We start from the raw sequence: 25,233 nt of genomic DNA, 5'->3' as shown, positions 1-25,233 counted from the left end.
CGATTCTTGCGCGCCTGTCGAGTATCCGGAAACTTTCCTACGTCGCGTGTCGGAAGGCACCCATGCGGCATGACGTCTTGCGGTCATCGCCTGTCCCGCTTTCCCAAGGCGCGCCCGGCAGTACTGGTTTTCTCCTTCAGGACAGTGTTCCATGTGTTCCACGTCAGCGCGGGCCTTGCGGAAAAAGCCGCACTGACGCTGGCTTTTGCGGGCCAATGCGGGCAGGAACAAAACATGATTGCAAAGCTGACAGGCAAGCTCGACGAAACCGGTGACGACTGGGCGGTGATCGACGTCGGCGGCGTGGGCTACCTCGTCCATTGCTCGACCAAGACGCTCGCCACGCTGGGAGAGCGGGGCGAGGGCTGCACCATCTTCACCCAGCTGCAGGTGAGCGAGAACGACATGCGCCTGCTCGGCTTCGCCAGCGCGGAGGAACGCGACTGGTTCCGCCTGCTCGATACGGTGCAGGGCGTGGGCAGCAAGGTGGCGCTCGCCATCCTCTCGGCGCTGTCGACCGGCGAACTGCGCGATGCCTGTGCCGGCAGCGATCCGGCGACAGTGGCCCGCGCGCAGGGCGTAGGGCCGAAACTGGCCGGGCGCATTGTCAACGAGTTGAAGGACAAGGCCGGGGCCATGCCCGGTGCGGCTGGCGGAGCGATGGGCGGCGGCGTCGCGGCGGTGTCTGCGGCAGGCGGTGCCAGCGCCGATGCCGTCAGCGCCTTGCAGAACCTCGGCTTCAAGCCCGCCGTGGCGGCGCAGGCCGTGGCGCGGGCGCAGGAAGAACTCGGCCCCGACGCGGCAGAGGGCGACTTGATCCGCGTCGCACTGAAGAGGGCGGCTGGCTAGGGGAATGACCATGAAGAAACTGATCGCTTTCGTTGCGGCGAGCCTGCTCGCCACTCCCGCCGCCGCGCAGGGCTATCCCGAAGGCTTCACCTACGGCCCGGTGTTCGAAAACTACGGCCCCGTTGCCGAAGTCGAGCTGACCGAGCCGCTGCCTGCCGATGCCTCCTTCCGCCACAGCTTCGACATTGCCGCGGCAGCCGAGCCGGGCGAGGTCAGCCGCCAGCTGGAAAGCGTGGCGCGCTTCATCAACATGCATGCCCGCGCGGGCGTGCCGGTAGAGCGTATCCAGGTTGCCGTGGTGGTCCATGGCCGCGCGGGCCTCGACCTGATGCATGCCGAGGCCTACGCCGCGCGCCATGACGGGGCAGAGAACGCCAACCTCCCGCTGATCGCCGCACTGATCGAGTTCGGCGTACCGATCTACCTCTGCGGCCAGAGCGCCGCGGGCCTCGGCATCGCCAACGCAGACCTCGCGCCCGGCGTGCAGATGGCGCTATCGGCCATGACCGCCCATGCGCTGTTGCAACAGCGCGGCTACACGGTGAACCCGTTTTGAGGAGCTGAAACATGACCGTGCCAGACCCTTCTGTCGAACGATTCAGGTTCTACTGTGAAGACGCCCACAAAGCTGGAGAACAGGCAGCCGGTTATGGCCAATCGGTAATGCAATCGCTTTTCCTGGCGAACGGTGCGGCCATAATTTCTCTGCTTACCTACCTTGGCAACACCGAGGCGGAGTTCGATGCTAGCGGCCTCCGGATTGCATTCGCGCTATATTCTCTAGGGCTTTTCGGAGCTCTCTTGGCCAATTTCCTGCTATTCAAGTTATTGAATACAAATAGGATGTACTCTTTTTATAGCGCAATGGCCGTTATCGGAGAACCAGATGGGAAGAATGCCGGAAAATATGATCGGGAATCTGACCGGTATCGACGCTTTGCGAGTGCGGCAGCCATCCTTAGTCTAATTTTCTTCATAATCGGCTCGTTCAATGCCTTGAACGGGATAGCATGACCGACCAACCCATCCACTCCCCTGATCGCCAGCCGGAAGACCCGGATGCAGCCCTGCGGCCGAAGTCGCTGGGCGAGTTCGTCGGGCAGGAAGCCGCGCGCGACAACCTGCGCGTCTTCATCGAGGCGGCGCGGGGACGGTCGGAGGCGATGGACCACGTGCTGTTCTTCGGCCCGCCGGGGCTGGGCAAGACCACGCTGGCGCAGATCGTGGCCAAGGAGCTGGGCGTCGGTTTCCGCGCCACCAGCGGCCCGGTCATCGCCAAGGCGGGCGATCTTGCCGCGCTGCTGACCAACCTCGAACCGCATGACGTGCTGTTCATCGACGAGATCCACCGGCTCAATCCGGTGGTGGAGGAAGTGCTCTATCCGGCGATGGAGGACCGCGCGCTCGACATCATCATCGGCGAGGGGCCGTCGGCGCGCTCCGTGCGGATCGACCTACCGCCTTTCACGCTGGTCGGCGCGACCACCCGGCAGGGGCTGCTCACCACGCCCTTGCGCGACCGCTTCGGCATCCCCGTGCGGCTGGTGTTCTACACCGAGGAAGAGCTGATGCATGTGGTCACCCGCGGGGCCGGGCTGCTGGGCATGGCGATCGATGCCACGGGCGCGCGCGAGATCGCTCGTCGCAGCCGGGGCACGCCGCGTGTCGCCGGGCGCCTGCTGCGGCGCGTGCGCGACTTCGCGCAGGTCAAGGGTGCGGGCACGGTCAGCTCCGGAATCGCCGACGAAGCGCTTACCCGGCTGGAGATCGACCAGCTTGGCCTCGATGCCATGGACCGGCGCTATCTCTCCATGATCGCAACCACTTACAAGGGCGGCCCGGTGGGCGTCGAAACGCTTGCCGCCGGTCTGGCCGAACCGCGCGACACGGTGGAGGAAGTGATCGAGCCGTACCTCATCCAGCTCGGCCTGATCGCCCGCACCGCGCGCGGGCGCTGCCTCAACGATGGTGGCTGGCTGCACCTGGGCATGACTCCCCCTGCGACTCCGGCTGGCGGCGGGCAGGGCGGCCTGTTCCCGGACGATGGCTGAAGCCCTGGGTTAACCCGGTGCTCACCAAACCGTCCGGTTTTCGGTTCCATTGTGGGACAGTCGGGCGCGAAGGCGCAGAATTGGGCGATTTTTTAGGCTTCTAGGCGCCTGAATCATGGTTAACGCAATTGCGATTTAGGGATTTACGGGTCTCTTTTGCAGGCACCGGAAAAGGCGAGAAGTGTCACTCGGGCCATTCGCGCCAGCCTCCGGCAAGGCAAAGAGAGATTCTTTATGTCGGTACGTATGGCCATTGCGAAACTCACCGCCGCAGCCGCGGGCGGTGCAGTTGTGGCAGGCGGGGCGGTGCATGTCGCCGAGCCGCAGGCTGCGCAAGTCAGCTACAAGTCTGACAAGGACGAAGAGCCCGAACTGGTCTCGGTGAAGGAAGAGCCTGTCGCGCGCCGCGAGATCCCGCCGGCCCCGCGCCCGCAGCGCCGCCTGCGTCGTGTCGTCGAAGCCGAGGCTCCGCCTCCGCCGCTGCCTTTGCCGCCGCTTCCCACCGCGCCCCAGCAGTGCTGCGGCGGCGGTGGCGGCCAGCCGATCATCGTCGGCGGCAGCACCGGCGGCGGCTTCGGCGGAGGTTTCTTCGGCGGCTTCTTCGGCGGTTCGAGCGGCGGCAGCGTCGCCATCGACATGAGCACGACGACGACCGGCTCCAGCAGCGGCTCGTCGAGCGGCGACATCATCATCGACATCGACAACGACAACAGCTCGACCGGCTCGTCGACCTCGACCAGCTCGGGTGGCTCGTCGACCTCGACCAGCTCGGGTGGCTCGTCGACCTCGACCTCGGGCGGCTCGACCTCCACCAGCTCGGGCAATTTCACCAGCACGACCTCGACCGGTGGCTCGTCCACGTCGACCAGCTCGGGCACGGTGACCAGCACCAGCTCGACCGGCGGTTCGTCGACCAGCACCAGCACCGGCGGCGTGACCAGCACGACCTCGTCGTCCACCGGCGGCGTCACCAGCACCACCGGCGGCGTGACGAGCACCTCGTCCTCTTCGGGCAACGTGACCTCGTCGACCAGCGGCTCCAGCTCCAGCTCGGGCAGCTCGTCGACCAGCACCTCAACCGGCGGCAGCACCAGCGGCAGCTCCTCGACCAGCGGCAGCAGCAGCGGTTCGTCGAGCGGTTCGTCCAGCGGCAGCTCGGGCGGTCACGGTTCGTCCGGCGGCCATGGGTCTTCGGGCGGTCACGGCAGCTCCAGCAGCTATGGCGGCAGCAGCGGCCACGGTTCCTCGACCGGATCGACCACCTCGTCGACCACCAGCGGCGGCAGCACGACCGGCAGCACCACCAGCGGTGCCTCGACCACGTCGACCTCTTCGGGCGCAACCTCGAGTACGACGACTTCGGGCAACGTCACCAGCACGACCTCGACCGGGGGCAACACCACCTCGACCACGACGGGCGGTTCGACCACCACTGGCGGCTCGACCACGACGACCAGCGGCGGCAGCTCCAGCGGCTCGACCACCGGCGGGGTGACCACCACGACCTCGACCAGCACGGGTGGCGTGTCGACCACCACCGGTGGCGTCACCTCGACCAGTTCGACCTCGGGCAATGTGACTTCGTCGACGTCGGGCTCCAGCTCGACCTCGACCAGCACGAGCACCTCAACGTCGACCTCGTCGAGCACCTCTTCGAGCACTTCGACTTCGAGTTCCACGAGCAGCAGCTCGGGCGGGACAACGAGCGGTTCGACCTCGGGCACGCAGGTGCCGGCACCAGGGATGCTGTTGCTGTTCGGCGCAGCAGCCGGCGCTGTACTGCTGCGTCGCCGCCGCAAGGACGGCAAGGGCGAAAGCCTCGCAGCCTAGGTCAGGCCAGCTCAACAGGGGGGAAAGGCGGCTCCGTCGGAGTCGCCTTTTCTTTTGCTCAACCCTCGGGCGAGACGATGACTTCGTTGCCCGCTTCCTGCCAGGCGACGAAGCCGCCTTCGACATGGCGAACCTTGCCCTGCAGGTGTTCGGCCAGCATTTCGGCGGCACGGGTGGAGCGATTGCCGGAGCGGCAGTAGAGGATCGTCTCGCGGCCATCCTCGATCGGGATGGCAGCGGGATCGAAGGTCTCGACTGGGGCATTGAGGGCGCCGGGAAGGCGTCCCTCGGCAAATTCGTCGGGCCGGCGCACGTCGATCAGCACCACCTCGCCCGCTGCCACCAGCGGGGCGAGTTCCTCGATGCTCATCAGCTCGACGGAGGCCACCGCCTCCTCCTCGCCCACGGCCATGGCCGAGGCGTCCTGCTCGAGCGAGCAGCCGGCCAGCGTGGTGCAGGCGAGGACGAGGGCGGCGATCCGCATCAGTTGGCGGCCAGCTTGCGCAGCACGTAGTGCAGGATGCCGCCGTTCTTGTAGTATTCCATCTCGTTGGCGGTATCGATGCGGCACAGCGCGGTGAAGGTCTCGGTCGAGCCGTCTGCGCGGGTCACCTCGACTTCCACGTCCTGGCGCGGCGACAGGTTGTCCAGCCCCTTGATGGTGAAGCTGCAATCGCCGTCGAGCTTCAGGCTCTCGCGACCCTGGCCTTCCTTGAACTGCAGCGGCAGCACGCCCATGCCGATCAGGTTGGAGCGGTGGATACGCTCGTAGCTTTCCACGATCACCGCGCGCACGCCCAGCAGGATGGTGCCCTTGGCCGCCCAGTCGCGGCTGGAGCCGGTGCCGTATTCCTTGCCGCCGATGACGACCAGCGGGGTGCCGTCGGCCTTGTGCTTCATCGCGGCGTCGTAGATCGGCATCTGCTCGCCGTTGTAGGTGGTGTAGCCACCTTCGACGCCGGGGACCATTTCGTTGCGGATGCGGATGTTGGCGAAGGTGCCGCGCATCATCACTTCGTGGTTGCCGCGACGCGAGCCGTAGGAGTTGAAGTCCTTCTTCGGCACCTGGTGGCTGATCAGGTATTCACCGGCGGGCGAATCTTCCTTGATCGAGCCGGCGGGGCTGATGTGGTCGGTGGTGACGCTGTCACCCAGCACGGCCAGCGGCTTGGCGCCGACGATGTCCTGCACCGGGGCCGGTTCCATGCCCATGCCTTCGAAGTAGGGCGGGTTGGCGACATAGGTGCTGGCGGGGTTCCAGTTGTAGGTGTCGCTGGCCTCGACCTGGATGGCCTGCCAGTCGGCATCGCCCTTGTAGACGTCGGCATAGCGGGTTTCGAACATCTCGCGGTCGATGTTGGCGGCGCGGTGTTCGGCGATTTCCTGGTTGCTCGGCCAGATGTCGGCCAGCATCACGTCGTTGCCGTCCTGGTCCTGCCCGATCGGCGTGGTGGTGATATCCTCGGTAACCGTGCCCTTCAGTGCATAGGCGACCACCAGCGGCGGCGAGGCGAGGAAGTTGGCGCGCACGTCCGGCGAGACGCGGCCTTCGAAGTTGCGGTTGCCGGACAGCACCGATGCGGCGACGAGGTCGTTCTCGTTGATCGCCTTGCTGATCGGCGCGGCCAGCGGGCCGGAATTGCCGATGCAGGTGGTGCAGCCATAGCCGACGAGGTCGAAGCCGATGGCGTCGAGATCGTCCTGCAGGCCGCTCTTCACCAGGTAATCGGTGACCACCTGCGAACCCGGTGCGAGGCTGGTCTTCACCCACGGCTTGGGCGCCAGGCCCTTCTCACGCGCCTTCTTGGCGACGAGGCCGGCGGCGATCAGCACGTCGGGGTTGGAGGTGTTGGTGCAGCTGGTGATGGCGGCGATCACCACGTCGCCGTCGCCAACGTCGTGATCCTTGCCCTCGACGGCGACGCGCTCGGCGGCATCCTTGTTGTAGAGCTTCTTCAGGTCGGTGTTGAACAGTTCGTCGACCTGCGGCAGCGCGACCTTGTCCTGCGGGCGCTTCGGGCCGGCCAGGCTGGGGACGACCTTGTCCATGTCCAGCTGCAGGGTGGAGGAGAACACCGGCTCGTTCTCCGGCGTGAACCACATGCCCTGTTCCTTGGCATAGGCTTCGACCAGCGCGATGTCGTCTTCGCTGCGGCCGGTCAGGCGCAGGTATTCGATGGTCTTCTCGTCGATGCCGAAGAAGCCGCAGGTGGCGCCGTATTCGGGCGCCATGTTGGCGATGGTGGCACGATCGGCCAGCGACAGGTTGGCGACGCCCGGGCCGTAGAATTCGACGAAGCGGCCAACCACGCCGTGCTCGCGCAGCATCTGCACGCAGGTCAGCACCAGGTCGGTGGCGGTGATGCCCTCGGCCATCTTGCCGTCGAGGCGGAAGCCGACGACCTCGGGGATCAGCATGGAGATCGGCTGGCCGAGCATGGCGGCTTCGGCCTCGATGCCGCCGACGCCCCAGCCCAGCACGCCCAGGCCGTTGATCATGGTGGTGTGGCTGTCGGTGCCGACGCAGGTGTCCGGATAGGCGACCAGTTCGCCGTTCTGATCTTCCGACGACCAGATGCCCTTGGCGATGTGCTCGAGGTTCACCTGGTGGCAGATGCCGGTTCCCGGGGGCACGGCGTAGAAGTTCTCGAGGCTCTTAGCGCCCCACTTGAGGAAGTCGTAACGCTCGGCATTGCGCTCGTATTCGAGTGCCTTGTTGTGCTCGAAGGCCTGCGGCGTGCCGAATTCGTCGACCATCACCGAGTGGTCGATGACGAGGTTCACGGGAACCTGCGGGTTGATCTTGGCGGTATCGCCGCCGAGCTTGCCGATGGCGTCACGCATGGCGGCTAGGTCCACCACGCAGGGCACGCCGGTGAAATCCTGCAGCAGCACGCGTGCGGGGCGATACTGGATCTCGTCACCGGTCACCGGGTTGTTGGCCCAGTTGGCCACCGCGCGGACATGTTCTTCGCCGACGGTGAAGCCCTCGTCCTCGAAGCGCAGCATGTTTTCCAGCAGCACCTTCATGCTGAAAGGCAGGCGCGACACGTCGCCAACCTTCTCGGCAGCGGCTTTCAGCGAGTAGTAGGCATAGGTCTTGCCGTTTACGTCGAGAGTCTTGCGGGTGCCGAGCGAGTTGGATCCGACCTGAGTCATGGGCGATTGGTCCTCTAGTGTGTTGCAGTTCGGCCCCGGACTTGCGAGGGTGGGGCCGTTTCGGGGGCGAGTTGCGCTTTTACGCGGCGCAGGTCAAGTTTCCGATGATGCAATGCAGCAATCAAGCGGCCCGGTCCGCTTGGCAGAAAGCAGGACGATCGCCGCCATGGCACTGGGAACACCGCAGAAACGCAAGACCCCGCTGGGGGTGCTGGTGATGCTGTCGGCGCTCGTGGTGGCGGCCTTCCTGGGCGCTGCAGTTGGGCTGGTCTGGCAGAAGTCCGGCTGGTTCGACGAAGAGATCGAGGACGAGGTCCTGACCGTGGATCGGTAAGACAGCTAGAGATTGGCCGCTTCGGTGGTCGCCGCGCGTTTTGCTCGCGGGGCGGCGATCCAGCAGGCCACCACGATGATGACCACGCCCACCATGGTCGGCACGGTCACCGTTTCCCGGAAGAACAGCCAGCCGAATAGGGCCGCCCACAGGAAGCCCGAATATTCCACCGGCACCAGCACCTGCGCCTCGGCGCGGGCATAGGCCCAGGCGATCGTCATCGAGGCGCCCACGCTGAGCACGGCGGCCCCGGCGACGGTGCCGAAGGTCTCGACCTGCGGCATGACGAACAGGAAGGGCACGGCCAGCAGGTGCACCGTCGCGCTGATACCGGAATGGAAGACCGCCACTTCCAGCGGCCCGGCGAGCTGCGACTGCTTGCGGATAATCACGAAATTATAGGCATATAGCAGTGCCGAAAACGCCAGCGAGGCAAGGCCGAGCGCGGTATCCTCGCCGAAATCACTGCGGCCCAGCCGGCCCCACACGATCACCAGTGTCCCGGCAAAGCCAAGCAGCGAGGCGCCGATGGCCCCGCGCGAGATCTGCTCTCCCAGCAGCAAGTGCGCAAAGTAGAGCGCCACCAGCGGCGCGACGAAGCTGATGGCGATGGCCTCGGCGATCGGCAGCTTGGTGAGGGCATAGAAGAACGACAGCGCCATGAAGGCGGAGATCACGCCGCGCTCGACATGCAGCTTCATCACCGGTCCGCGCGGCCAGCGCGGCTTCTGCGCCAGCCACAGCGGCACGGCGATACCGGCGGCGAGCAGCGAACGGAGGAAGGAGGCGGTGAACACGCCCGCCGCCAGAGAGGCTTCCTTCATCAGCGCGTCCATCAGCGACAGGCAGGCGACGCCTGCAATCGCGGCGAGGAAGGGCAGGACAAGGCGCTCAGGGTGCTCCACGAGAATCGCCCTAGGGGCAGCGGAGCTTTTCGTCACTCCCGGCGTGCAGCAGTGGGCAAGCGCACTTGCCCGATTGGGGCGGGGCCGAACGGCGAATTGCAGGACGAAGATGAATAACCGCGTTTCGAATCGAATGAGCATCGCGCGCTTGAAGGCGACGAAGAGGTTATCGAGATCGTCGACGATATCCGGACGATCGCGACCTAGGTCAGGTCGTCAGGTCGTTTCCGTCACCGGCTGGCGACGACCTGCCGCCACGGCTTCGAAATCCACGCTCTGCTGCCGGGGCCGCGCGACGTCCTCGCCATTCTCGCCGATGCCCAGCGTATCGGCGAACAGCAGGCGACCGCCGGACAGGCGGTACATGGCCGACTGGAAGACCTCCGGACCGAAGGCGAAGCAGCCGTTGGAGCGACCAAGCCGACCCCAGCGCTCGACATGGGCGGCGGAGGCATATTCGGCGGCATGCATCACGATGGCGCGCGGGAAGGCGTTGGAATTGTCCTCGTCCAGCCCGCCCAGCCGTACGGAGGTGCCGTAGCGCCCTTCGTACCATTCCCAGGAAATGTAGGCGCCGCGGCTGGTCGCCCAACTGTCCGGCACGTTGGAATATTCGTTGAGCCAGCCGTCATGTTCCGGGTCGGAGCCGCTGCCGTGGGTCACCAGTGCGCTGTCGACCGAACCGGATTCGAGGTTCACGAAATGGAAGCGCGGCAGGCTGGAGTGCAGGCCGAAGTCGGCGATGCCAACCAGGTCTCGCCGCCACAGCGCGCTGCCCGCGCGTTCGACCTCGCGGCGCGCCACGTCGAGCAGTCGGCGGGTGCGCAGGTCAGGTGCAGCCTGGGCGAAGACACGCGCCGGCGCAGCGGCAAGCGCGGCCCCCGTGGCGAGACTCGCGGTAAGGAGCTGGCGGCGGTTCATGGCAGGCATTTTGCACGTTTCTGCCGGGCCTTGTCCATACGGACTGCTTGCGCCTAGCTTTTCAGCCTCGCGATCGCGCTCAGGCTGGCTTCGATATAGGCGCCGTTGTCGTGCCGGTGCGTACCCACGAAGTGGACGAAGCTGGTGTCGTCGCCCCAGTCCTCGTTCCAGTAGTTCATGTAGCGATCGTAGGGCAGCACCACCGGTTCCGCCTCGTTGGACAGGTGGAAGTTGGAGGTGACCTGTTCGGTGCCCCAGATGGTCACGTCCTCTTCCCCGATCATCCGCTTCATCTCGGCCAGGAAGGCGGAGGCGAGCGGACGGCCCGTGCCCATGGCGGCGAAGCCGGCAAAACCGGAACAGCCGCGGGCATATTTCCAGCCGCGCTTTTCCGGGATGCTGTCGAGCCGCGATTCAATGCGCGACTGCACGTGGCCCTCGGCCTCGCCGTCGGGATAGAACTGCTGGCGGAACTCCCGCAGGGGGAGCGGGCCGACTTCGGCATCCTTGCCACCAAGGAACAGGAAGCTGCGGTTGCGCGCGATCGCTTCTGTCACTTCGGGCACGGGGCCGATGGTCACCGTGTCGCTGTCGAGCTGGATCCAGTATTCGCCCACGCGGTGATCGAGGATGGTGAGCAGGCGCTCCCACGTCCCCCCGGCGGGAAATTCGTTCAGCGCCACCTGGTCGATGCGCAGGATTTCCGGATCGCCGCAGTGATGCGCCAGGATGGCGCGGTCCTGCGCGGTCAGCGTGCCGTCGTCGAGGATCGCCACGCGGCCCCGGCGCAATTCGTGCCACAGCGATTTCACCGCCACCAGGTAAGGCAGCAGCACGGCCGTGCCGATCATGGAGAACAGCACCAGCCCGTCCTGTCGCGGCTCGATGGGCGGGGTATCGAGAATGCCGGCAATCGCCTCTGCGTGGCGGGCGGCATCCTTCTTGTCTCGCCAGCGACGCGGCAGGAAGCTGGTCATGTTCATGGCGGTCAGCCCCCCAGCACCATGCGATCGTCAACGATGCTGACGTTGTCGATCGTGCCCAGGAAAGACTGGCCCAGCAGCGAAATGCCCAGGCCCTGGGGGACGATGATCGCCTGCACGTCATTGGCGACGAATTCGCCGACCCGCACGCGGGGCAGGGTGGTGTGGACACCGTGCACGGCGCCGCTGGCGCCCTGCGCCACCGGGCGGACTTCGCTCTCGTCCCAATATAGTCCCATGGCGCGCGCATCGTCGCCCGTCAGGGCCACCACGCTGGCGCCGGTATCGACCAGCATCCGTGAGGAAACGCCGTCGACATTCACATCGGCATAGAAATGACCGTCGCGTTCGCGATCGAGGATGATTTCGTCACCCCAGCCGGAAACGGGTGTTTCCTGCAACGATCCGATGGTCAGGGTCTCGGCATTTGTGCTGCTGGCGGCTTGCGTAAGCTGTTCTTCCGCATGGAAAACCGGCAGCGCCACGCCGACGGCACCGCCGACGATCAACACGCAGGACAGGGCAAGTTTAGGATCCATCGCCCGCCTGTGTAACGGGCAAGCCTTGCCACGGAGTAAAGGCGCGAAGCGAAAGGCAAAATCGCCCGTCAGGCGGGCTGAGCGGCGAGATCCAGCAATTCGGTGTAAATGGCGTCTTCGCTGCGGCTGGCAGCGTTGCGCCAGGTGGTGGCCGTATCGGCATTCACCAGTTCACCCTCGGCGGTGACGACCAGCAGGTTGGGCGTGCCGGGCAGGCCGTCCAGCCCGAAACGGCGGGCGATGTCGAGGTTATGGCCGTCGCCCGTCTGCGGCATGCCGATATTCACGAAGACCAGTTCGTAATGCTGTTCCACCAGGGCGGCGAAGCGCGGGGTTTCCAGCCAGCCGGCCAGCGCGCGGCTGTCGTGGCACCAGTTGGCCCCCATCACCAGCAGCAGGCGCGTGCCGTTGGCGGCAGCGCGCTCCAGCGCGGCATCGACCTCGGCAGAGGGATTCTCGGTGACGGTGTAGGACGCCGCCTCCGGATAGTCGTGTGCGCCGTGGTGGCCTGCCGCGGCCTGCTGGCCGGGCGCGGTCGTGGCGCAGGCCGCCAGCGCCAATGCGAGCGGGGCCAGCGTTACCAATCGTAAGGTGCGTGAACCGGCCCGTTGCATGGCTGCCTACTTCTTGCCTTCCTTGGCCTTGGCCTTGGCGGCAGCGGCTTCCTTTTCGGCGATGATGCGCTTTTCCTCGGCGGGCGTAAGCTTCTCGACCTTCTTCTCGTCGCTCATGGTGTTCCCCCTTCTATTCCGCCGCTTCGGCATGCGGATCGAAGGCAGTGGCGGTGCCCGCCTCGATCTCGGCAGCCTTGGCTTCGACCAGCGAAACGATGTGGTCGAGCATGGCGTCGCTCTCGACATGATGGTCGGTAACGCCGGACAGGTAAACCATGTGCTTGCCGGCGCCGCCGCCGGTGATGCCGATGTCGGTCTCGCGCGCTTCGCCGGGGCCGTTCACCACGCAGCCGAGCACCGACAGGCTCATCGGCGTCTTGATGTGCTCCAGCCGCTTCTCCAGCGCCTCCACCGTGCGGATGACGTCAAAGCCCTGCCGCGAGCACGACGGGCAGGAGACGATGCGGACGCCGCGCGTGCGCAGGCCCAGCGCCTTGAGGATCTCGAAGCCGACGCGCACTTCCTCTTCCGGCTCTGCCGACAGCGACACGCGGATGGTGTCGCCGATGCCGGCCCACAGCAGCGAACCGATGCCGATGGAACTTTTCACCGTGCCGCCGATCAGGCCACCGGCCTCGGTAATGCCAAGGTGCAGCGGGCAGTCCACCGCCTCGGCCAGGCCGTGATAGGCGGCGACGGCGAGGAACACGTCGCTGGCCTTCACTGCCACCTTGAATTCGTGGAAGTCGTGGTCCTGCAGCAGCTTGATGTGGTCGAGCGCGCTTTCGATCAGCGCCTCGGGGCAAGGTTCGCCGTATTTCTCCAGCAAGTCCTTTTCCAGCGAACCCGCGTTAACGCCGATGCGGATCGCGCAGCCGTTGGCCTTGGCCGCGCGCACGACCTCGGCCACGCGCTTGTCGTCACCGATGTTGCCGGGATTGATGCGAAGGCAGGCCGCGCCCTTGTCCGCCGCTTCCAGCGCGCGCTTGTAGTGGAAGTGGATGTCGGCGACGATCGGGATGTTCGCCGCCGCGGTGATCTTGTCGAAATTCTCGGTTGCCTCCGCCGTGGGGCAGGACACGCGGATGATGTCCGCGCCAGCCTCCTCGCAGCGGCGAATCTGGTCGATCGTGGCGCCGACATCTTCGGTCGGCGTATTGGTCATGGTCTGCACCGTAATCGGCGCATCGCCGCCAACGGGAACGTTGCCGACCATGATCTGGCGGGACTGACGGCGCTCTATCATGCGCCACGGGCGGACCTTTGAGATGGCGTCTGCGGACATGAGCGGGGATATAGGCGCGCTTCCATGAAGGAGCAATGACAGCCTCTTGGCCATGTCTTGCCCGCGCATTGACAATTGCCCTGTTCCGACGGACAAATTCACCACACAGCGGGTCGCACGAACGCTTTCGAGGGGGCGAGAAGTGTTTGCGAACCCGTGCATGACGGACAACCGCGGAATGCGGCTGTCAACAATTCTCATTCTCTATCTCGCGCAGGGCATCCCTATCGGGCTGCTTGAATTTGCAATTCCTGCGTGGATGGCCGCGAGCGGGGCGACAGCGGGAGAGATCGGCTATGTCATCGGCATGGCCGCCATTCCGTGGAGCCTTAAGTTCGTCAACGGCGCGCTGATGGACCGTTATGCCTATTTACCCATGGGGCGACGCAGGGCGTGGCTGATCGGTTCGCAGGTGGTCATGATTACCAGCCTGCTGCTGTGCGCGCTGCTGGAACCGGGGCCCCGCGACGAGGTGCTGCTGGGCGCAATCGCGTTCATTGTCAGCCTTGCCGTGGTGTTCCAGGATGTTGCCGCCGATGCCCTGGCCGTCGATATCTGCGACAAGGGCGAGCGCGGCTATGCCGGTGGGATCATGGCAGGTGGGCAGGCGCTGGGCATTGCCATTACCGCCTCCATTGCCGGGCTAATCATCTACCAGTTCGGGGTGGGCGCCGGCTACGTAAGCGCCGCCATCGTGATCATCTTCATAACCGCCTATCTCGTCTGGGTGCGGGAGCGCACCGGCGAACGCCGCTTGCCGTGGAGCGACGGCTCTGCATCGCCCGACAGCGTCGCGATCCAGGCGGATAGCTGGGTGGAACTGCTGAAGGGGGCCTTCCGCTACCTGTTCCGGCGCGACAGCCTGATCTGGAGCGGGTCCATTTTCCTGCGCGGCCTGGGATATGGCACGATGGCAGTGGCAGTACCCCTGATTGCGGCCAATTACGCGGGCTGGAACGAGGCGCAGATCGGCGCTGCCAACGGCACCGCACAGCTGGTATCGGCAATTGCGGCCATCACGCTGGGTGGCTGGCTCTGCTCGCGCTTGGGTGCCAAGCAATTCCAGATCCTGACCTATGCCCTGTTTGCCGTCGCCATCGGTGCCTTCGCCCTGCTGGAATCGTTTTGGGCCGAGGCCTGGATGATCTGGGTGATCGCGGTTGGATGGACGGTGCTCTACAACCTCGTGGGCACCGGGAACGGCGCGATCAACATGGCCTTTTGCGATCCGAAGACCGGCGCGACGCAGTTCTCTATCTACATGGCTTTCGTGAACCAGGGGACGAGTTTTGCGGGGTTCACCTTTGCCCTGCTGGCCGGGTTCGGCGGATTGCAGGCACCGCTGTTCTTCCTCGCTATCGGCATTCTCGTGGCGACTGCACTGACCCTGCTCATCACCGTACCATCGCACCGCGACGCGCCGCATGCAGAGCAGCCGGAGATCGCGCCCGCCTGATCCGGAATGTGCGACGATGACTTGGACAGGCAATTGCGGCATGAGGGTGGAATGGTTGATTCCGAACAGCAAGAGTTGGACACCGCGGCATCCCAGCAAGGAGGCAATGACAGTCCCGACGACGCTCCGCTGCTTTTCGGCCGTGTGCTCGACGGCAAGGGCGGCGGTCGTCCGATCACCTGGGCCGAAGCGGACAAGTGGCAGCCGGGCGATGACGGCGAATTCCTGTGGCTGCACATCTGTCGCAACATCGAGGGGGTTCAAGGCTGGCTCCAGGCCCACGGCATTCCGGAACCGACGGCGGAACTGCTGGTTAGCAACGACACCCGCCCGCGTGCCTTCCGCGAGGGAAACACGCTGGTGGCGACGCTGCGAGGCATCAACTTCAATCCCGGTGCGGAGCCGGAAGACATGGTCGCCCTGCAGGTCTGGAGCGATGGCCAGCGGCTCTACACGCTGCGGCGGCGCCCCTTGCAGACGCCGCGGCAAGTGCTGGCACAGATCGACGCCGGGCGCGGGCCCTGCGATGCCGGGCGTACGATCACCGACCTGGTCGAAGCGATGATCGCGCGGATGAATTCCTCCATCGTCGACATGAACGACGCCATCGACGAGATGGAAGCGAAGGGCACCGAGACCGATACCGACGAGATGCTTTCGCGCATCGCCGTGATCCGGCGCAATTGCCTCAGCCTGCAGCGCCACATGGCCCCGCAGCACGAGGCGCTGGAGATCATTTCCCGCTCTGCCCCTGAATGGTTCGAAGACGACGACCGCCGCGAAATCGCCGAAAGCATCGACCGGCTGCGGCGCTACCTCGAGGACATCAACATCTCCAAGGAAAGCGCGCTGGTGCTGCAGGATGACATTCGCGCCCGCGCACTGTCGCGTTCGGAACGCACCAATTACCTGCTCACCATCGTCGCCGCGATCTTCCTGCCGCTGGGGTTCCTCACCGGGCTGATGGGGATCAACGTGGGCGGCATGCCGGGCGTAGACGACGTGCACGGCTTCTGGATCGTGGTCGGCCTGTGTGGAATGATCCTGCTGGCCCAGATCATCCTGTTCTGGAAGTGGAAGTGGCTCTAGCGCGGTAAGCTCGGAAGGAGCCTGCGGACTATGGAAGAACACGGCGCCGGATTACTGTTGCGTGATGCCCTGCTGATGCTGGGATTTGCGATGGTGGCCGTGCTCGCCTTCCGCAAGGCGGGCCTCGGGGCGACGCTGGGTTATCTCGTCGCCGGCGCGCTGCTGGGGCCGAGCGTGCTGGGGCTGGTCTCCGGCGCGGAGGAAATGGCCGAGATTGCCGAACTCGGCATCGTCATGCTGCTGTTCGTCGTCGGCCTGGAGCTATCGCCCGCGCGCTTGTGGCGATTGAAGGGCGCGATCTTCGGGCTGGGTCTGTCACAGGTGGTCATCTGCGGGCTGGCGGTTTCCGCCACCGTGCTGGCGCTGGCCGGTTACCCGCTGGCCGCCGCGCTGGCCATCGGTCTGCCGCTGGGCCTGTCCTCCACCGCGCAGGTGCTGCCCATGCTGCAATCGGGCGGCCAGCTGCGCACGCCGTTTGGTGAGCGCGCCTTCTCCATCCTGTTGTTCCAGGACCTGTCGATCATCCCGCTGATTACCATTGTTGCGGCGCTGGGGCAGGGCGGGGATGAGGGGCCGTCCGGATGGTGGCTGGGCGTGCTGACTCTGGCCGCCGTGTTCGGCCTCGTCGCTGCGGGCCGCCTCGTCATCCGTCCGCTGTTCCGCCTGATCGGCCACCTCGGCGAGCGCGAGCTGTTCGTCGTCGCCGCCCTGTTTACCGTGCTCGCCAGCGCCGTAGTGATGACCTCGCTGGGCCTGTCCGCCGCGCTGGGGGCCTTCGTCGCCGGCGTGATGCTGGCCGACACCCCTTACCGGCACGAACTGGAGGCCGACATCGAGCCGTTCCGCGCCATCCTGCTGGGCATGTTCTTCGTTGCCGTCGGCATGATGCTGGACCTCGGCGTCATTGCCGAGAACCCGCTGTTCGTCATCGGCTTCGCCGTGCTGCTGATCGCCCTCAAGACCGCCATCATCATGGGGCTGGGCCTGCTGCTGAAGATGACCTGGCGTGCGGCCCTGGCGCTGGGCCTGCTGCTGAGCCAGGGCGGCGAGTTCGCCTTTGTCCTCTACACGCAGGCGCTGGCGGGCGGGCTGCTGAATGCCGAGCAGTCGAGTCTGTTCGGGGCCATCGTTACCCTCTCCATGGCGGCCACGCCGTTCCTGATGCTGGCGACTTCCCGCATCCGCCGCGAACCGCGCGGTGAGGACGACGAAGGCAGGCACGAAGGCCCCCGCGACGAAGGCGCGCACGCGATCGTGGTCGGCTACGGCCGCTTCGGCCAGAGCGTGGCGCAGGTGCTGCAGAGCGGCAAGCTGGCGGTCACCCTGATCGACAAGAAGCAGAGTCAGATCGAACTGTCCGAGCAATTCGGCAGCAAGGTCTACTACGGCGACGGCACGCGCGTGGACATGTTGCGCCAGGCCGGTGCCGGCGAAGCGCAGCTGATCATGTTCTGCATCCGGGATATCGACAAGGAACTGATCGAGTCGGTGAAGGAAGCCTTTCCCAAGGCAGCCATCTACGTCCGCGGCTACGACCGGCGCACGGTCATCGCAATGGCCGATACGCCGGTTGAATACGTGGTGCGCGAAATGTTCGAGTCCGCCGTCAGGATGGGCCTGATGGCGCTCGAATATGTCGGGCTGAGCGAGCGCGATATCGACGAGGCGGAAGCCAAGTACCGCAGCCACGACCGCGAACGCATGAGCGTGCAGATGGAAGCGGGCGATATCTATGCCGCGCAGGAAATGACGCGCGAGCAGCAACGGCAGCTGCGCGGTGAGAACTGAGCCGGTCAGGCGCTAGGCTTACTCTTCCATGGTTACCCCCAGCAGGTGTTGCTGCGCGGCGATGACAGGCAGCGGGCGGGCGAACAGGTATCCCTGTCCGTAATCCACTCCCAGGTCCTGCATCACGGCGCGTTCTTCCTCGGTTTCGATCCCTTCGGCCACCAGCTTGCAGCCGATTTCACTGGCGAACTGGACCATGGCGGCGGTAATCGCGCGCCGGGCCGGATCGCTGTCGATCTCGCGAGTCAGCACCATGTCCATCTTGAGGATGTCGGGCTGCAATTCGACCAGGTGGCGCAGCCCCGCGTAACCGGTGCCGACGTCGTCGATGGCGATGCGGCAAAAGGGCTTGAGCGCCTTGATCTCGCGCGCCAGCGCCGCAAAGTCGGAAACTTCCTGGTGCTCGGTAATCTCGATCACGAGGTTGTCCGCACCCGCCTCCTCCAGCGTATGCCGCAGCGCGCCAGACAGGATCGTGGCGGGTGAGGCGTTGATCGCGGCGTAGATGCCATCGGGTACTTGCCCAACCGTCTCCAGCGCGCAGCGGACTGCGGTCATCTCCAGCTCGTTCCCCAGGCCGACGCGTTCGGCATCGTCGAACCAGGCGTCAGGCCCGCGCTTGTTGAGATCGGGGAAGCGGGCAAGGCATTCCACGCCGACCGGCTTGCCGGTGGCGAGTTCGTGGATCGGCTGCTGGAACATGGTCACCGCATGCCCATCCAGCATGGCCTCGACACGCTCGCGCGCCTGTTGCAGCCCGATCTGTTCGGACAGGCTCGCCTCGATCCGTTCGCCCGCGAGGCCGGCGAAGCTTTGCAGGATTTCGAGGTCGCGCTGGTTCATGTCGCGGCGGGGTTCGCGCCCCAGAGCGCAGAAGCTGCCCCAGACGGTGCCGTCCGCCAGCCGCAGCGGCGTGTTCACGTGGCAGCCGACCGGCAGGAACTTGGTGATGGCCAGCTTCTCGGTCAGCGGATGGTCGGCCGGGTCCTGGATCAGCTCGGGAAGGCGGCCCTGCAGGATGTGCCAGCAGTAACTGTCCTCGCGATCTTCGCGGAAACCCGCGCCCATTGGCAGCTCCAGGTCGGTGCTGACATGCGTCAGCTCGCGCTGCTCGTTCTCGACGTAGCGGGAGACGAACGCGATCTCGAGCCCGAGGTGGCCGCGCACCGCGTTGAGGATGCGGTCGATGGCCGGGTCATTGATCAGCTCGTCAGCGAGCGGACGCGCCGGGGCATCGTCGAAAGCGGGTAGTTTGAAGGCGGGGTTTCCCATCGCCGCGACTATGACCGAAAAGCCCTAAGGCGCTCTTAACTCTAAGCGCCGGAAATGCGCTTCAGAGGCGCAATTCGTAGAGGAATTCGTGGTCGCACTGCTCGCCCACCCAGAACTCGATATCGGCAATCTTTCCAAAGCCATAGCGCTGGTAAAACCGTTGCGCGCCGTAGTTTTCGCTCCACACGGACAATTGCACCGCATCGCAGCCGCGCGAACGGGCGAAATTGAGGCACCAGTCCATCAATGCGGCGCCCAGGCCTTCCCCGGTGCGGGCGGGATCGGTGTATAACTGCCCAAGGCCGAAAGGCTTCCTGGCCTCCGAATGTTCGGCATAGGGGCTTTCGAGCCGGGTCTTGATGAAGGCTGTCAGGCCGCTGCCGGGCGAATCCTCGGTCAACTGGTGCACGATACCGGGATCGGCGATTTCCCTCGCCACGGCCTCCACCGAATAGGCTTCCTCGAGGAAAGCGGCGAGGTCTTCCGCGCGATAGAGGTGCTCGAAGGCGTGGCAGAAGCTCTCGCGGCCAAGCCGGGCGAGATTTTCGGCATCATCTAATGAAGCGGGGCGCAGGATCATGGTCCTGCGCCCCGTATCGCGATTGGTGCTGTCTCGTAAAGTCAGCTGCCGGTCGGCGGTTCCTTGCCGCCCAGCTTGCGATCGAGCTGTTCGAGCTTCTGGCCCGCCCAGTCACGGCCACCGAGGCCGAAGGCGAGCGCGGCGGCAACCGCGCCGCCGATGACCAGTGCGCTGAACGCGGTTTCGACGATTTCCTGGCCGACGCCCATGAACTGCAGGCCCATGAAGATGAACAGCACGATGGCCGCCCACTTGACGATCGATGCCGCCAGGCTGCCTTCACCGATCAGGCGGGCAAGCACGCCCGCGATCAGGAAGCCGACTGCAATCACCACGCCGCCGAAGACCACGCGGCCACCCAGTTCCAGCACCTCGTCGAGGATCGCGGTCAACTCGGGAAAGCCGAGCAGGCGCGTCGCGGCGATGGCGAAGAACAGGATGATCGCGATCTGCGCCACGCGGGCGATGATGTTGGATACGCTGGTGCCGGTGGGCAGCACGCCGGTATCGGTCAGCGCCCGGTCGACGCCCAGTCCCGGCAGCACTTCACGGGCCAGCTGGGCCACGAAACGGGCGACGAGATAGCCGATGCCCAGCAGCAGTGCCGCGCCGATGATGCGCGGGATGGCGTCGAGGATCAGGCCGAGCATGTCGCTGGCCGGGTCCGAAACGCTTTCCAGGCTGAGCGCTTCCAGCGCCATGATCGAGACGAAGATGATGATGATGGCGTAGATGATCGTGCCGATCGTCTTCGACAGCTGGCTATTGCCGGTCAGCGTCTCCGCTCCCCCGCGATTGACCCACTTGTCGAAATCCACGGTCTGCAGCGTCGTCACCGTCAGGTCGCGGACGATGCGGGCCAGCATCAGGCCGATGAAGAAGATCAGGCCGGCGCCGATGATGTTCGGGATGAAGCCCATGACGTCATCGAGCAGGGTGGTGACAGGCTGCATCACGCCGCCCAGGCTGAACACCTGCAGGATGGCGAGCAGGCCCAGCAGCCAGATCAGCAGGCTGACGATCTTGCCCAGCTGTTCGCCGATGCTTTCGCCGGCAGAGGTGCTTTTCTGCAGGAAGCCGACATTGTCGACCAGCTTTGCAAAGGTCCATTTCGCGCCCTTCGCCAGCAGCCATGTGATCACCAGGATGGCTAGCGCCATGCCGATCTTTTCGAGGATCTGTAGCGCCAGGTCCTGATCGAAACGGTAGTTTCCGATACCCATTGTGTCCCTCCCGTTGTTATTATTGGACAAGGGAATACCACACGAGGGTCAAAGGCGATAATCGCCCTGTGGGTAGAATCCGGGGTCAGGAGAACTTGTCGCGCTTGCGCTTGCCGAAGCGCATGTTGCTTTCCAGGTGCCCGCGCAGCGCGGCGTAGAACGCCTCGAGGAATTCGCGCTCGTCTCCGGCACCCAGTTGCCAGCCGATCTTCCGGGTGATCGCCTCTGCCACTTCGCGCAGCGATTCCGCCCGGTCCTGCCGCAAGACACCTTCCAGCACCTGCAGTTCGTGCTCGCCGTAGACGGACAGTTCCGCCTCGCCGAAGCGGTAATCGGTCGAGCGGTCGGGCGCGAGGGACATGGCTTCCTGCAGCTTGGCCTGCCTGGCTTCGACCACCCAGGTCCCCGCCACGATATCGCCGGCGCGCAGGGCATCGCGGTTGAAGAAGGGGAAGAGCACGAAGATCGCCAGCCAGATGAAGGCGGCGAAACCGGCCACACCCGCGTTCTGTCCGCCGCCGAGCAGGAAGAAGGTGGGCAGGAACACTTCCACGTCGCGCACCAGGTTGCGGGCAATCACCATCTCGGCGGTCAGCCGTCCGCCGTCGCGCGCGGCGACGCGCAGGCCCACCAGCCGCTTGCCCGGCGTGGCCGCGCGCGGGCCCAGCTCGAACCACAGGAAATAGCCGTAGCGGGAGAGGAAGATCAGCAGGATGACGACGATCAGCAATCCCTGCAAAACCGGCGAGGCTTCCAGGGATTCGTCGCCGAGATCGAGCAGGCCGAGGCCGAGAGCGGAGAGGGCGACCAGCACGACGACAGTGCCGATCACCAGGAACAGCATGTCCAGCAGCAAGGCGCCGGCGCGGGAGCCGCGGCTGCCGACGGTCATGGGCAGCGACAGCCCTTCGGGCGTCACCAGCGTGCGGGCGCGCTTCGAAAGGTCGCGTTGCAGCACCGGGTGGATGGGCCGCACCGCGCTCATGTCTCGCGCTCCCTCGGCTTGCGCATCAGCGCGAAGTAGACGACCCAGAGCACCAGCATGCCGCCGCCGATGGCGAAGCGCGCCGCCGTTTCGCCCACCAGCTGGCGGGCATAGCCTTCCAGCAGGCCGGCCACGATCAGCATGATGGTGCAGCCTGCCATGACCTGCGCGGCGCGCACCCCGGCGGACTGCATGGCGGAGAGGATGGATCGGTCACCCGGGAAAGCCATGGTTCGGCCGACATGCAGGCCGGCGGCACCGGCCAGCAGGATCGCGCCCAGCTCCGTCGTGCCGTGAACCGACAGCCAGCCGGCGAATTCCCACCCCAGGCCCGCTTCGGCAAACACCCACAGCATCGCCCCCAGCAGGGCGAGGTTGTAGACCAGCAGCAGCAGCGTCGGGATGCCGAAGGCGAAGCCCAGCGCGAAGGCCATGATGCAGACCCCGGTGTTGTTGGAGAACAGCGAGGCGGCGAAGATGCCGAGGCCGTCGGCGTTGTCCGTCGTGCCGAGGCTCTGCCGCAGCACCTCCGGATCGGCACCGGGTCCGCGGCCCTGCGCCATGCTGACGGGGACCAGCGAGTAGAACCAGTTCTTGTCCTGCGCGACCAGCAGCCAGCCGACCAGCGTGCCCGCCACCATCACCGCGAGGGTGATGCAGATGTCGAGCCAGATCGAGCGCACGGCATGGCTCCAGCCGCCGCCGAGGAAGCGGCGCAGCCACCCGGCCAGCCCCATGCGCGGCCCGTAGATCTGGAACCACGCGCGGCGGACCAGCGCTTCGAGGTAGCCGAGCGTCGCCGCATCGAGCGAGGTCTCGCGCGCGACGGCGAGGCTGGAGGCGGTCTTGCGATAAAGCACCGGCAGTTCCAGCAGGTCCTCGTCGCTGATGCGGCGCGGGCGGTTCTTTTCCAGCGCGGTGACGATGGCGTCCAGCCGTTGCCAGTCGACCTCGCGCTCCAGCCGGAACTGGTCGGAGCGCAGCGACGCCGCCTCGATGTCGGCAGGCGGCTCGATCTCGTTGGAGCGGTTGAAGAAGGGCAGCGCCATCAGCCGATCGCCTCTGCCCGCTTGGTTTCGAGATAGAGGTCGATCAAGCGATAGCCGATCGTGTCATAGGGCGCCTCGATCACGTTGACGCCCATCCGGCGCAGGCGCTGGAGCACCAGCTGCCGCTGTCGCGCCAGCGAATCCGCGCCAACGGCCACCGCGATATCGCCCAGCGTATCAGGCTCCGTGGTGGTCAGTTCCTCCAGCTCGGTGTCGACCATGGTCACGAAGATGACGAGGTGGTGACGCACCAGCCGTTCCACGCTCTCGACCATCAGCTGGGCCGAGGTCGGGTCCGAGAAATCGGAGAACAGCACGATCAGCGAGCGCCGCTTGAGCCGCGCGGTCAGCGTTGCCAGCGCCAGCGTGAAATTGGGTTCGCGCGGAGTGTAGTCTAGCTCCGCCGCGGCGCTTTGCAGGCGGTGGAAGGCGCGGGTGTCGGTGACGAAGGGCGTCATCAGCTGCGGGTGGTCGGCAAAGCCGAACAGGCTGACCTTGTCGCCGCCTTTCAGCGCGACATAGGCGGCGGTGAGCGCGGCGGACACCGCGCGATCGATGCGCGGCAGGCCGTCGACCGGCTCGATCATCGACTGGCCGCAATCGAAGGCGAAGACGATTTGGTTGTCGCGCTCGGCCTCGTTCTCGCGAGCGTAGAGGGAGGTGTGCCGCGCGCTCGCCTTCCAGTCGATGCGGCGGCGGTCCATCCCCGGCTCGTATTCCGAAAGCGCCTCGAACTGCGTGCCTTCGCCGCGAATGCGCCGGGCGACGAGGCCGAACTGGCTATCGCGCAGGAAGCTCTGCAGAACGGGAGATCGAACCGGCGAGAGGTCCGGCCAGACGCGGATGCCGGCATCGAGCGCCACGTGCTTCTGCCGCACCGCCAGCCCCAGCGGTCCGCGCCAGCGCAGCCAGAGGTCGTGCAGTTCGCCCGGGCCGCGCCGCTGCGGCACGGCCACGCCATGGCCCGCGAACATGCCCGGCTCGCCCGTCGGCTGGAGCAGGAAGCTGGCCGCGCCGCCTTCGCCCAGCCGCGCGTCGAACCCCAGCGCGGCTTCGGGCAGGGCGGCGTCGGAATCGCGCTCGATCTCGGCCTCGACGCGGATATGCGCTTCCTGCCCGACTTCGGCATCTGCAGGCACGTGATAGGCGAAGTTGACCAGCTTCCCCGCCAGCCAGCCGTCGACCAGCACCAGCAGCAACAGCGCCAGGCCTGCCGCCGGGGCGATCACCCAAGCCGCCGGTGCCGTCGCCGCCACCACCACCGCGATAGGTGCGAGCAGAGTCAGCAGCACCAGCGTGCGCGGGGTCGGCACGATGGGCAGCGGCGGCAGCCGGGGGATGGGGATGCGGACCCGCACGGGAGTTAGCGCGGCGCTTCGGTCTGTTCGATCAGCCCGGCGACCAGGTCTTCCACCTGCTTGCCCTCGATCTCGGCAGCGGGCGACAGCAGCAGGCGATGGCGCAGGCAGGCGGTTGCCAGCGCCTTCACGTCATCGGGAATGACATAGGCGCGGCCTTCCAGCGCGGCGCGGGCGCGGGCGGCATTGGCCATCAGCACGGCGGCGCGGGGCGAGGCACCGCTGGCAAGATCGGGATTGTCGCGTGTGGCGCGCACCAGCGCGACGCAATAGGCGATGATCTCGTCTGACAGGGTGACGTCCTTCACCGCTTCCTGCGCGGCCGAGATCAGGCCGGCATTGGCCACGCGTTCGATGCCGAAATCGAGCGGCCCCTGCGGCCCGGCGCGCTCGCCGAAGCGCTTGACGATCTTCGCCTCCTCCTCGGCACTGGGGTAGGGCACCAGCAGCTTGAAGGCGAAGCGATCCAGCTGCGCTTCGGGCAGCGGGTAGACGCCCTGGTTCTCGATCGGGTTCTGCGTGGCGACCACCATGAAGTTGTCGGACAGGGCGTGGGTCTCGCCGTCCAGCGTCACCCGGCGTTCCTGCATGGCCTCCAGCAACGCGGCCTGCGTCTTGGGCGGCGTGCGGTTGATCTCGTCGGCCAGCAGCAGCTCGCGGAAGATGGGGCCGCGCGTCAGGGTGAACTGGCTGGTCTGGAAATTGAACAGGTTGGAGCCGAGGATGTCGCCCGGCAGCAGGTCCGGCGTGAACTGGATGCGGCCGAATTCCATGCCGGTGGCATGGGCGAAGCACTGTGCGAGGAAGGTCTTGGCCGTTCCCGGCGGGCCTTCGAGCAGCACGTGGCCTTGCGCGATCAGCGCGATCAGCAGGTGGTCGACGACCTCGTCCATGCCCACGATCGCCTTGCCGACTTCGCCGCGAATCCTGTTCGCCAGCTCGGCAGTCTGTTCCAGCGTCATG

The 25,233-nt window shown here is 65.9% G+C and carries 26 protein-coding genes; 9 read left to right on the top strand and 17 right to left on the bottom strand.

The annotated features are described in order from the left end of the window. Positions 1–234: 234 nt before the first annotated feature. From ruvA to ruvB, 4 genes are read left to right on the top strand one after another with little or no spacing between them, the layout of a single operon-like run. Complete coding sequence (ruvA, locus tag OZN62_RS07320) at positions 235–849, top strand: Holliday junction branch migration protein RuvA (protein ID WP_269098841.1); 615 nt, start codon at positions 235–237, stop codon at positions 847–849. 10 nt (positions 850–859) lie between these two features. Next, on the top strand, positions 860–1,405 hold the full coding sequence (locus OZN62_RS07315) for a DsrE family protein (protein ID WP_269098839.1): 546 nt from the start codon (positions 860–862) through the stop codon (positions 1,403–1,405). An 11-nt stretch (positions 1,406–1,416) separates the two neighbouring features. Further along, the gene (locus OZN62_RS07310; RefSeq protein WP_269098838.1) at positions 1,417–1,863 is read left to right on the top strand and encodes a hypothetical protein; all 447 of its coding nucleotides are present in this window, start codon (positions 1,417–1,419) and stop codon (positions 1,861–1,863) included. Beyond that, the gene (gene ruvB / locus OZN62_RS07305; RefSeq protein WP_269098837.1) at positions 1,860–2,900 is read left to right on the top strand and encodes a Holliday junction branch migration DNA helicase RuvB; all 1,041 of its coding nucleotides are present in this window, start codon (positions 1,860–1,862) and stop codon (positions 2,898–2,900) included. The genes OZN62_RS07310 and ruvB overlap by 4 nt, the downstream gene beginning before the upstream one ends. Positions 2,901–3,241: 341 nt before the next feature. Here ruvB and OZN62_RS07300 read toward each other — a convergent pair whose 3' ends face one another. Then, positions 3,242–3,991 carry a hypothetical protein gene (locus OZN62_RS07300; RefSeq protein ID WP_269098836.1) on the bottom strand — a complete coding sequence of 250 codons (750 nt, stop codon included), beginning with the start codon at positions 3,989–3,991 and terminating at the stop codon, positions 3,242–3,244. A gap of 126 nt (positions 3,992–4,117) precedes the next feature. Continuing rightward, a complete protein-coding gene (locus OZN62_RS07295; RefSeq protein WP_269098835.1) occupies positions 4,118–4,624 on the bottom strand; it encodes a hypothetical protein in 507 nt (168 codons plus the stop codon). Positions 4,625–4,628: 4 nt separating this feature from the next. On the opposite strand from OZN62_RS07295, the gene OZN62_RS07290 reads away from it, so the two are divergent. Continuing rightward, positions 4,629–4,730, top strand: a complete 102-nt coding sequence (locus OZN62_RS07290) for a PEP-CTERM sorting domain-containing protein (protein ID WP_269098834.1) — start codon at positions 4,629–4,631, stop codon at positions 4,728–4,730. 58 nt (positions 4,731–4,788) lie between these two features. Here the strand turns inward: OZN62_RS07290 and OZN62_RS07285 are convergent, their stop codons facing one another. Both OZN62_RS07285 and acnA read right to left on the bottom strand, forming a co-directional pair. Next, entirely contained in the window at positions 4,789–5,214 is a 426-nt protein-coding gene (locus OZN62_RS07285) for a rhodanese-like domain-containing protein (RefSeq protein ID WP_269098833.1), read from the bottom strand. After that, entirely contained in the window at positions 5,214–7,889 is a 2,676-nt protein-coding gene (gene acnA, locus OZN62_RS07280; protein ID WP_269098831.1) for an aconitate hydratase AcnA, read from the bottom strand. The genes OZN62_RS07285 and acnA overlap by 1 nt, the downstream gene beginning before the upstream one ends. Positions 7,890–8,055: 166 nt before the next feature. Here acnA and OZN62_RS07275 point away from each other — a divergent pair, with 166 nt between their 5' ends. After that, positions 8,056–8,223, top strand: coding sequence for a hypothetical protein (locus OZN62_RS07275; protein ID WP_269098829.1), 168 nt, complete (start codon positions 8,056–8,058; stop codon positions 8,221–8,223). Positions 8,224–8,228: 5 nt separating this feature from the next. On the opposite strand, the gene OZN62_RS07270 is transcribed toward OZN62_RS07275, so the two are convergent. The 6 genes from OZN62_RS07270 to ispG all read right to left on the bottom strand — a co-directional run bounded on the left by OZN62_RS07270 (position 8,229) and on the right by ispG (position 13,455). Then, on the bottom strand, positions 8,229–9,128 hold the full coding sequence (locus OZN62_RS07270; protein WP_269098828.1) for a DMT family transporter: 900 nt from the start codon (positions 9,126–9,128) through the stop codon (positions 8,229–8,231). Between the two features lie 216 nt (positions 9,129–9,344). Further along, on the bottom strand, positions 9,345–10,049 hold the full coding sequence (locus OZN62_RS07265; RefSeq protein WP_269098827.1) for a murein L,D-transpeptidase catalytic domain-containing protein: 705 nt from the start codon (positions 10,047–10,049) through the stop codon (positions 9,345–9,347). Positions 10,050–10,102: 53 nt separating this feature from the next. Further along, positions 10,103–11,032 (bottom strand): hypothetical protein, encoded by a 930-nt coding sequence (locus tag OZN62_RS07260; protein WP_269098826.1) that lies wholly within the window; start codon positions 11,030–11,032, stop codon positions 10,103–10,105. Positions 11,033–11,037: 5 nt separating this feature from the next. After that, entirely contained in the window at positions 11,038–11,571 is a 534-nt protein-coding gene (locus OZN62_RS07255) for a retropepsin-like aspartic protease family protein (RefSeq protein ID WP_269098824.1), read from the bottom strand. Positions 11,572–11,639: 68 nt separating this feature from the next. Further along, entirely contained in the window at positions 11,640–12,155 is a 516-nt protein-coding gene (locus OZN62_RS07250; protein ID WP_269098823.1) for a thioredoxin family protein, read from the bottom strand. 160 nt (positions 12,156–12,315) lie between these two features. Next, positions 12,316–13,455 carry a flavodoxin-dependent (E)-4-hydroxy-3-methylbut-2-enyl-diphosphate synthase gene (gene ispG / locus OZN62_RS07245; protein WP_269102125.1) on the bottom strand — a complete coding sequence of 380 codons (1,140 nt, stop codon included), beginning with the start codon at positions 13,453–13,455 and terminating at the stop codon, positions 12,316–12,318. A gap of 67 nt (positions 13,456–13,522) precedes the next feature. Here ispG and OZN62_RS07240 point away from each other — a divergent pair, with 67 nt between their 5' ends. Genes OZN62_RS07240 through OZN62_RS07230 form a run of 3 tightly spaced genes read left to right on the top strand, consistent with a single transcriptional unit; the run spans position 13,523 to position 17,803 of the window. Beyond that, a complete protein-coding gene (locus OZN62_RS07240) occupies positions 13,523–14,926 on the top strand; it encodes an MFS transporter (RefSeq protein WP_330848771.1) in 1,404 nt (467 codons plus the stop codon). A 51-nt stretch (positions 14,927–14,977) separates the two neighbouring features. Beyond that, a complete protein-coding gene (locus OZN62_RS07235) occupies positions 14,978–16,015 on the top strand; it encodes a zinc transporter ZntB (protein WP_269098821.1) in 1,038 nt (345 codons plus the stop codon). Between the two features lie 30 nt (positions 16,016–16,045). Continuing rightward, positions 16,046–17,803 carry a cation:proton antiporter domain-containing protein gene (locus tag OZN62_RS07230; protein ID WP_269098819.1) on the top strand — a complete coding sequence of 586 codons (1,758 nt, stop codon included), beginning with the start codon at positions 16,046–16,048 and terminating at the stop codon, positions 17,801–17,803. An 18-nt stretch (positions 17,804–17,821) separates the two neighbouring features. Here the strand turns inward: OZN62_RS07230 and OZN62_RS07225 are convergent, their stop codons facing one another. The 7 genes from OZN62_RS07225 to OZN62_RS07195 form a co-directional block, all read right to left on the bottom strand. Further along, a complete protein-coding gene (locus OZN62_RS07225; protein WP_269098817.1) occupies positions 17,822–19,075 on the bottom strand; it encodes a sensor domain-containing phosphodiesterase in 1,254 nt (417 codons plus the stop codon). 61 nt (positions 19,076–19,136) lie between these two features. Further along, on the bottom strand, positions 19,137–19,655 hold the full coding sequence (locus OZN62_RS07220) for a GNAT family N-acetyltransferase (RefSeq protein ID WP_269098815.1): 519 nt from the start codon (positions 19,653–19,655) through the stop codon (positions 19,137–19,139). Between the two features lie 41 nt (positions 19,656–19,696). Then, positions 19,697–20,878, bottom strand: coding sequence for a mechanosensitive ion channel (locus tag OZN62_RS07215; protein WP_269098813.1), 1,182 nt, complete (start codon positions 20,876–20,878; stop codon positions 19,697–19,699). An 85-nt stretch (positions 20,879–20,963) separates the two neighbouring features. Next, positions 20,964–21,863 carry an RDD family protein gene (locus tag OZN62_RS07210; RefSeq protein WP_269098812.1) on the bottom strand — a complete coding sequence of 300 codons (900 nt, stop codon included), beginning with the start codon at positions 21,861–21,863 and terminating at the stop codon, positions 20,964–20,966. After that, a complete protein-coding gene (locus OZN62_RS07205) occupies positions 21,860–22,912 on the bottom strand; it encodes a stage II sporulation protein M (protein ID WP_269098810.1) in 1,053 nt (350 codons plus the stop codon). The genes OZN62_RS07210 and OZN62_RS07205 overlap by 4 nt, the downstream gene beginning before the upstream one ends. Beyond that, positions 22,912–24,270, bottom strand: a complete 1,359-nt coding sequence (locus tag OZN62_RS07200) for a DUF58 domain-containing protein (RefSeq protein ID WP_269098809.1) — start codon at positions 24,268–24,270, stop codon at positions 22,912–22,914. The genes OZN62_RS07205 and OZN62_RS07200 overlap by 1 nt, the downstream gene beginning before the upstream one ends. Positions 24,271–24,275: 5 nt before the next feature. After that, positions 24,276–25,232, bottom strand: a complete 957-nt coding sequence (locus OZN62_RS07195) for an AAA family ATPase (protein ID WP_269102124.1) — start codon at positions 25,230–25,232, stop codon at positions 24,276–24,278. Between the last annotated feature and the right edge of the window lies 1 nt (position 25,233).

The sequence above is a fragment of the Aurantiacibacter sp. MUD11 genome, assembly GCF_026967575.1.
Classification (GTDB): domain Bacteria; phylum Pseudomonadota; class Alphaproteobacteria; order Sphingomonadales; family Sphingomonadaceae; genus Alteraurantiacibacter.
Note: the sequence above shows the minus strand (reverse complement) of the source record. Positions and strands in the feature narration are given on the sequence as shown.

Bases quoted from the DNA above. Each gene is read 5' to 3' on its own strand.
- OZN62_RS07265 (WP_269098827.1), bottom strand. From the start codon at position 10,049: ATGAACCGCCGCCAGCTCCTTACCGCGAGTCTCGCCACGGGGGCCGCG.
- OZN62_RS07220 (WP_269098815.1), bottom strand. From the start codon at position 19,655: ATGATCCTGCGCCCCGCTTCATTAGATGATGCCGAAAATCTCGCCCGG.
- ruvB (WP_269098837.1), top strand. From the start codon at position 1,860: ATGACCGACCAACCCATCCACTCCCCTGATCGCCAGCCGGAAGACCCG.
- OZN62_RS07230 (WP_269098819.1), top strand. From the start codon at position 16,046: ATGGAAGAACACGGCGCCGGATTACTGTTGCGTGATGCCCTGCTGATG.
- ruvA (WP_269098841.1), top strand. From the start codon at position 235: ATGATTGCAAAGCTGACAGGCAAGCTCGACGAAACCGGTGACGACTGG.
- OZN62_RS07260 (WP_269098826.1), bottom strand. From the start codon at position 11,032: ATGAACATGACCAGCTTCCTGCCGCGTCGCTGGCGAGACAAGAAGGAT.
- OZN62_RS07210 (WP_269098812.1), bottom strand. From the start codon at position 21,863: ATGAGCGCGGTGCGGCCCATCCACCCGGTGCTGCAACGCGACCTTTCG.
- OZN62_RS07225 (WP_269098817.1), bottom strand. From the start codon at position 19,075: ATGGGAAACCCCGCCTTCAAACTACCCGCTTTCGACGATGCCCCGGCG.
- acnA (WP_269098831.1), bottom strand. From the start codon at position 7,889: ATGACTCAGGTCGGATCCAACTCGCTCGGCACCCGCAAGACTCTCGAC.
- OZN62_RS07215 (WP_269098813.1), bottom strand. From the start codon at position 20,878: ATGGGTATCGGAAACTACCGTTTCGATCAGGACCTGGCGCTACAGATC.
- OZN62_RS07310 (WP_269098838.1), top strand. From the start codon at position 1,417: ATGACCGTGCCAGACCCTTCTGTCGAACGATTCAGGTTCTACTGTGAA.
- OZN62_RS07195 (WP_269102124.1), bottom strand. From the start codon at position 25,232: ATGACGCTGGAACAGACTGCCGAGCTGGCGAACAGGATTCGCGGCGAA.
- OZN62_RS07205 (WP_269098810.1), bottom strand. From the start codon at position 22,912: ATGGCGCTGCCCTTCTTCAACCGCTCCAACGAGATCGAGCCGCCTGCC.
- OZN62_RS07275 (WP_269098829.1), top strand. From the start codon at position 8,056: ATGGCACTGGGAACACCGCAGAAACGCAAGACCCCGCTGGGGGTGCTG.
- OZN62_RS07285 (WP_269098833.1), bottom strand. From the start codon at position 5,214: ATGCGGATCGCCGCCCTCGTCCTCGCCTGCACCACGCTGGCCGGCTGC.
- OZN62_RS07240 (WP_330848771.1), top strand. From the start codon at position 13,523: ATGTCTTGCCCGCGCATTGACAATTGCCCTGTTCCGACGGACAAATTC.
- OZN62_RS07315 (WP_269098839.1), top strand. From the start codon at position 860: ATGAAGAAACTGATCGCTTTCGTTGCGGCGAGCCTGCTCGCCACTCCC.
- OZN62_RS07255 (WP_269098824.1), bottom strand. From the start codon at position 11,571: ATGGATCCTAAACTTGCCCTGTCCTGCGTGTTGATCGTCGGCGGTGCC.
- OZN62_RS07235 (WP_269098821.1), top strand. From the start codon at position 14,978: ATGGTTGATTCCGAACAGCAAGAGTTGGACACCGCGGCATCCCAGCAA.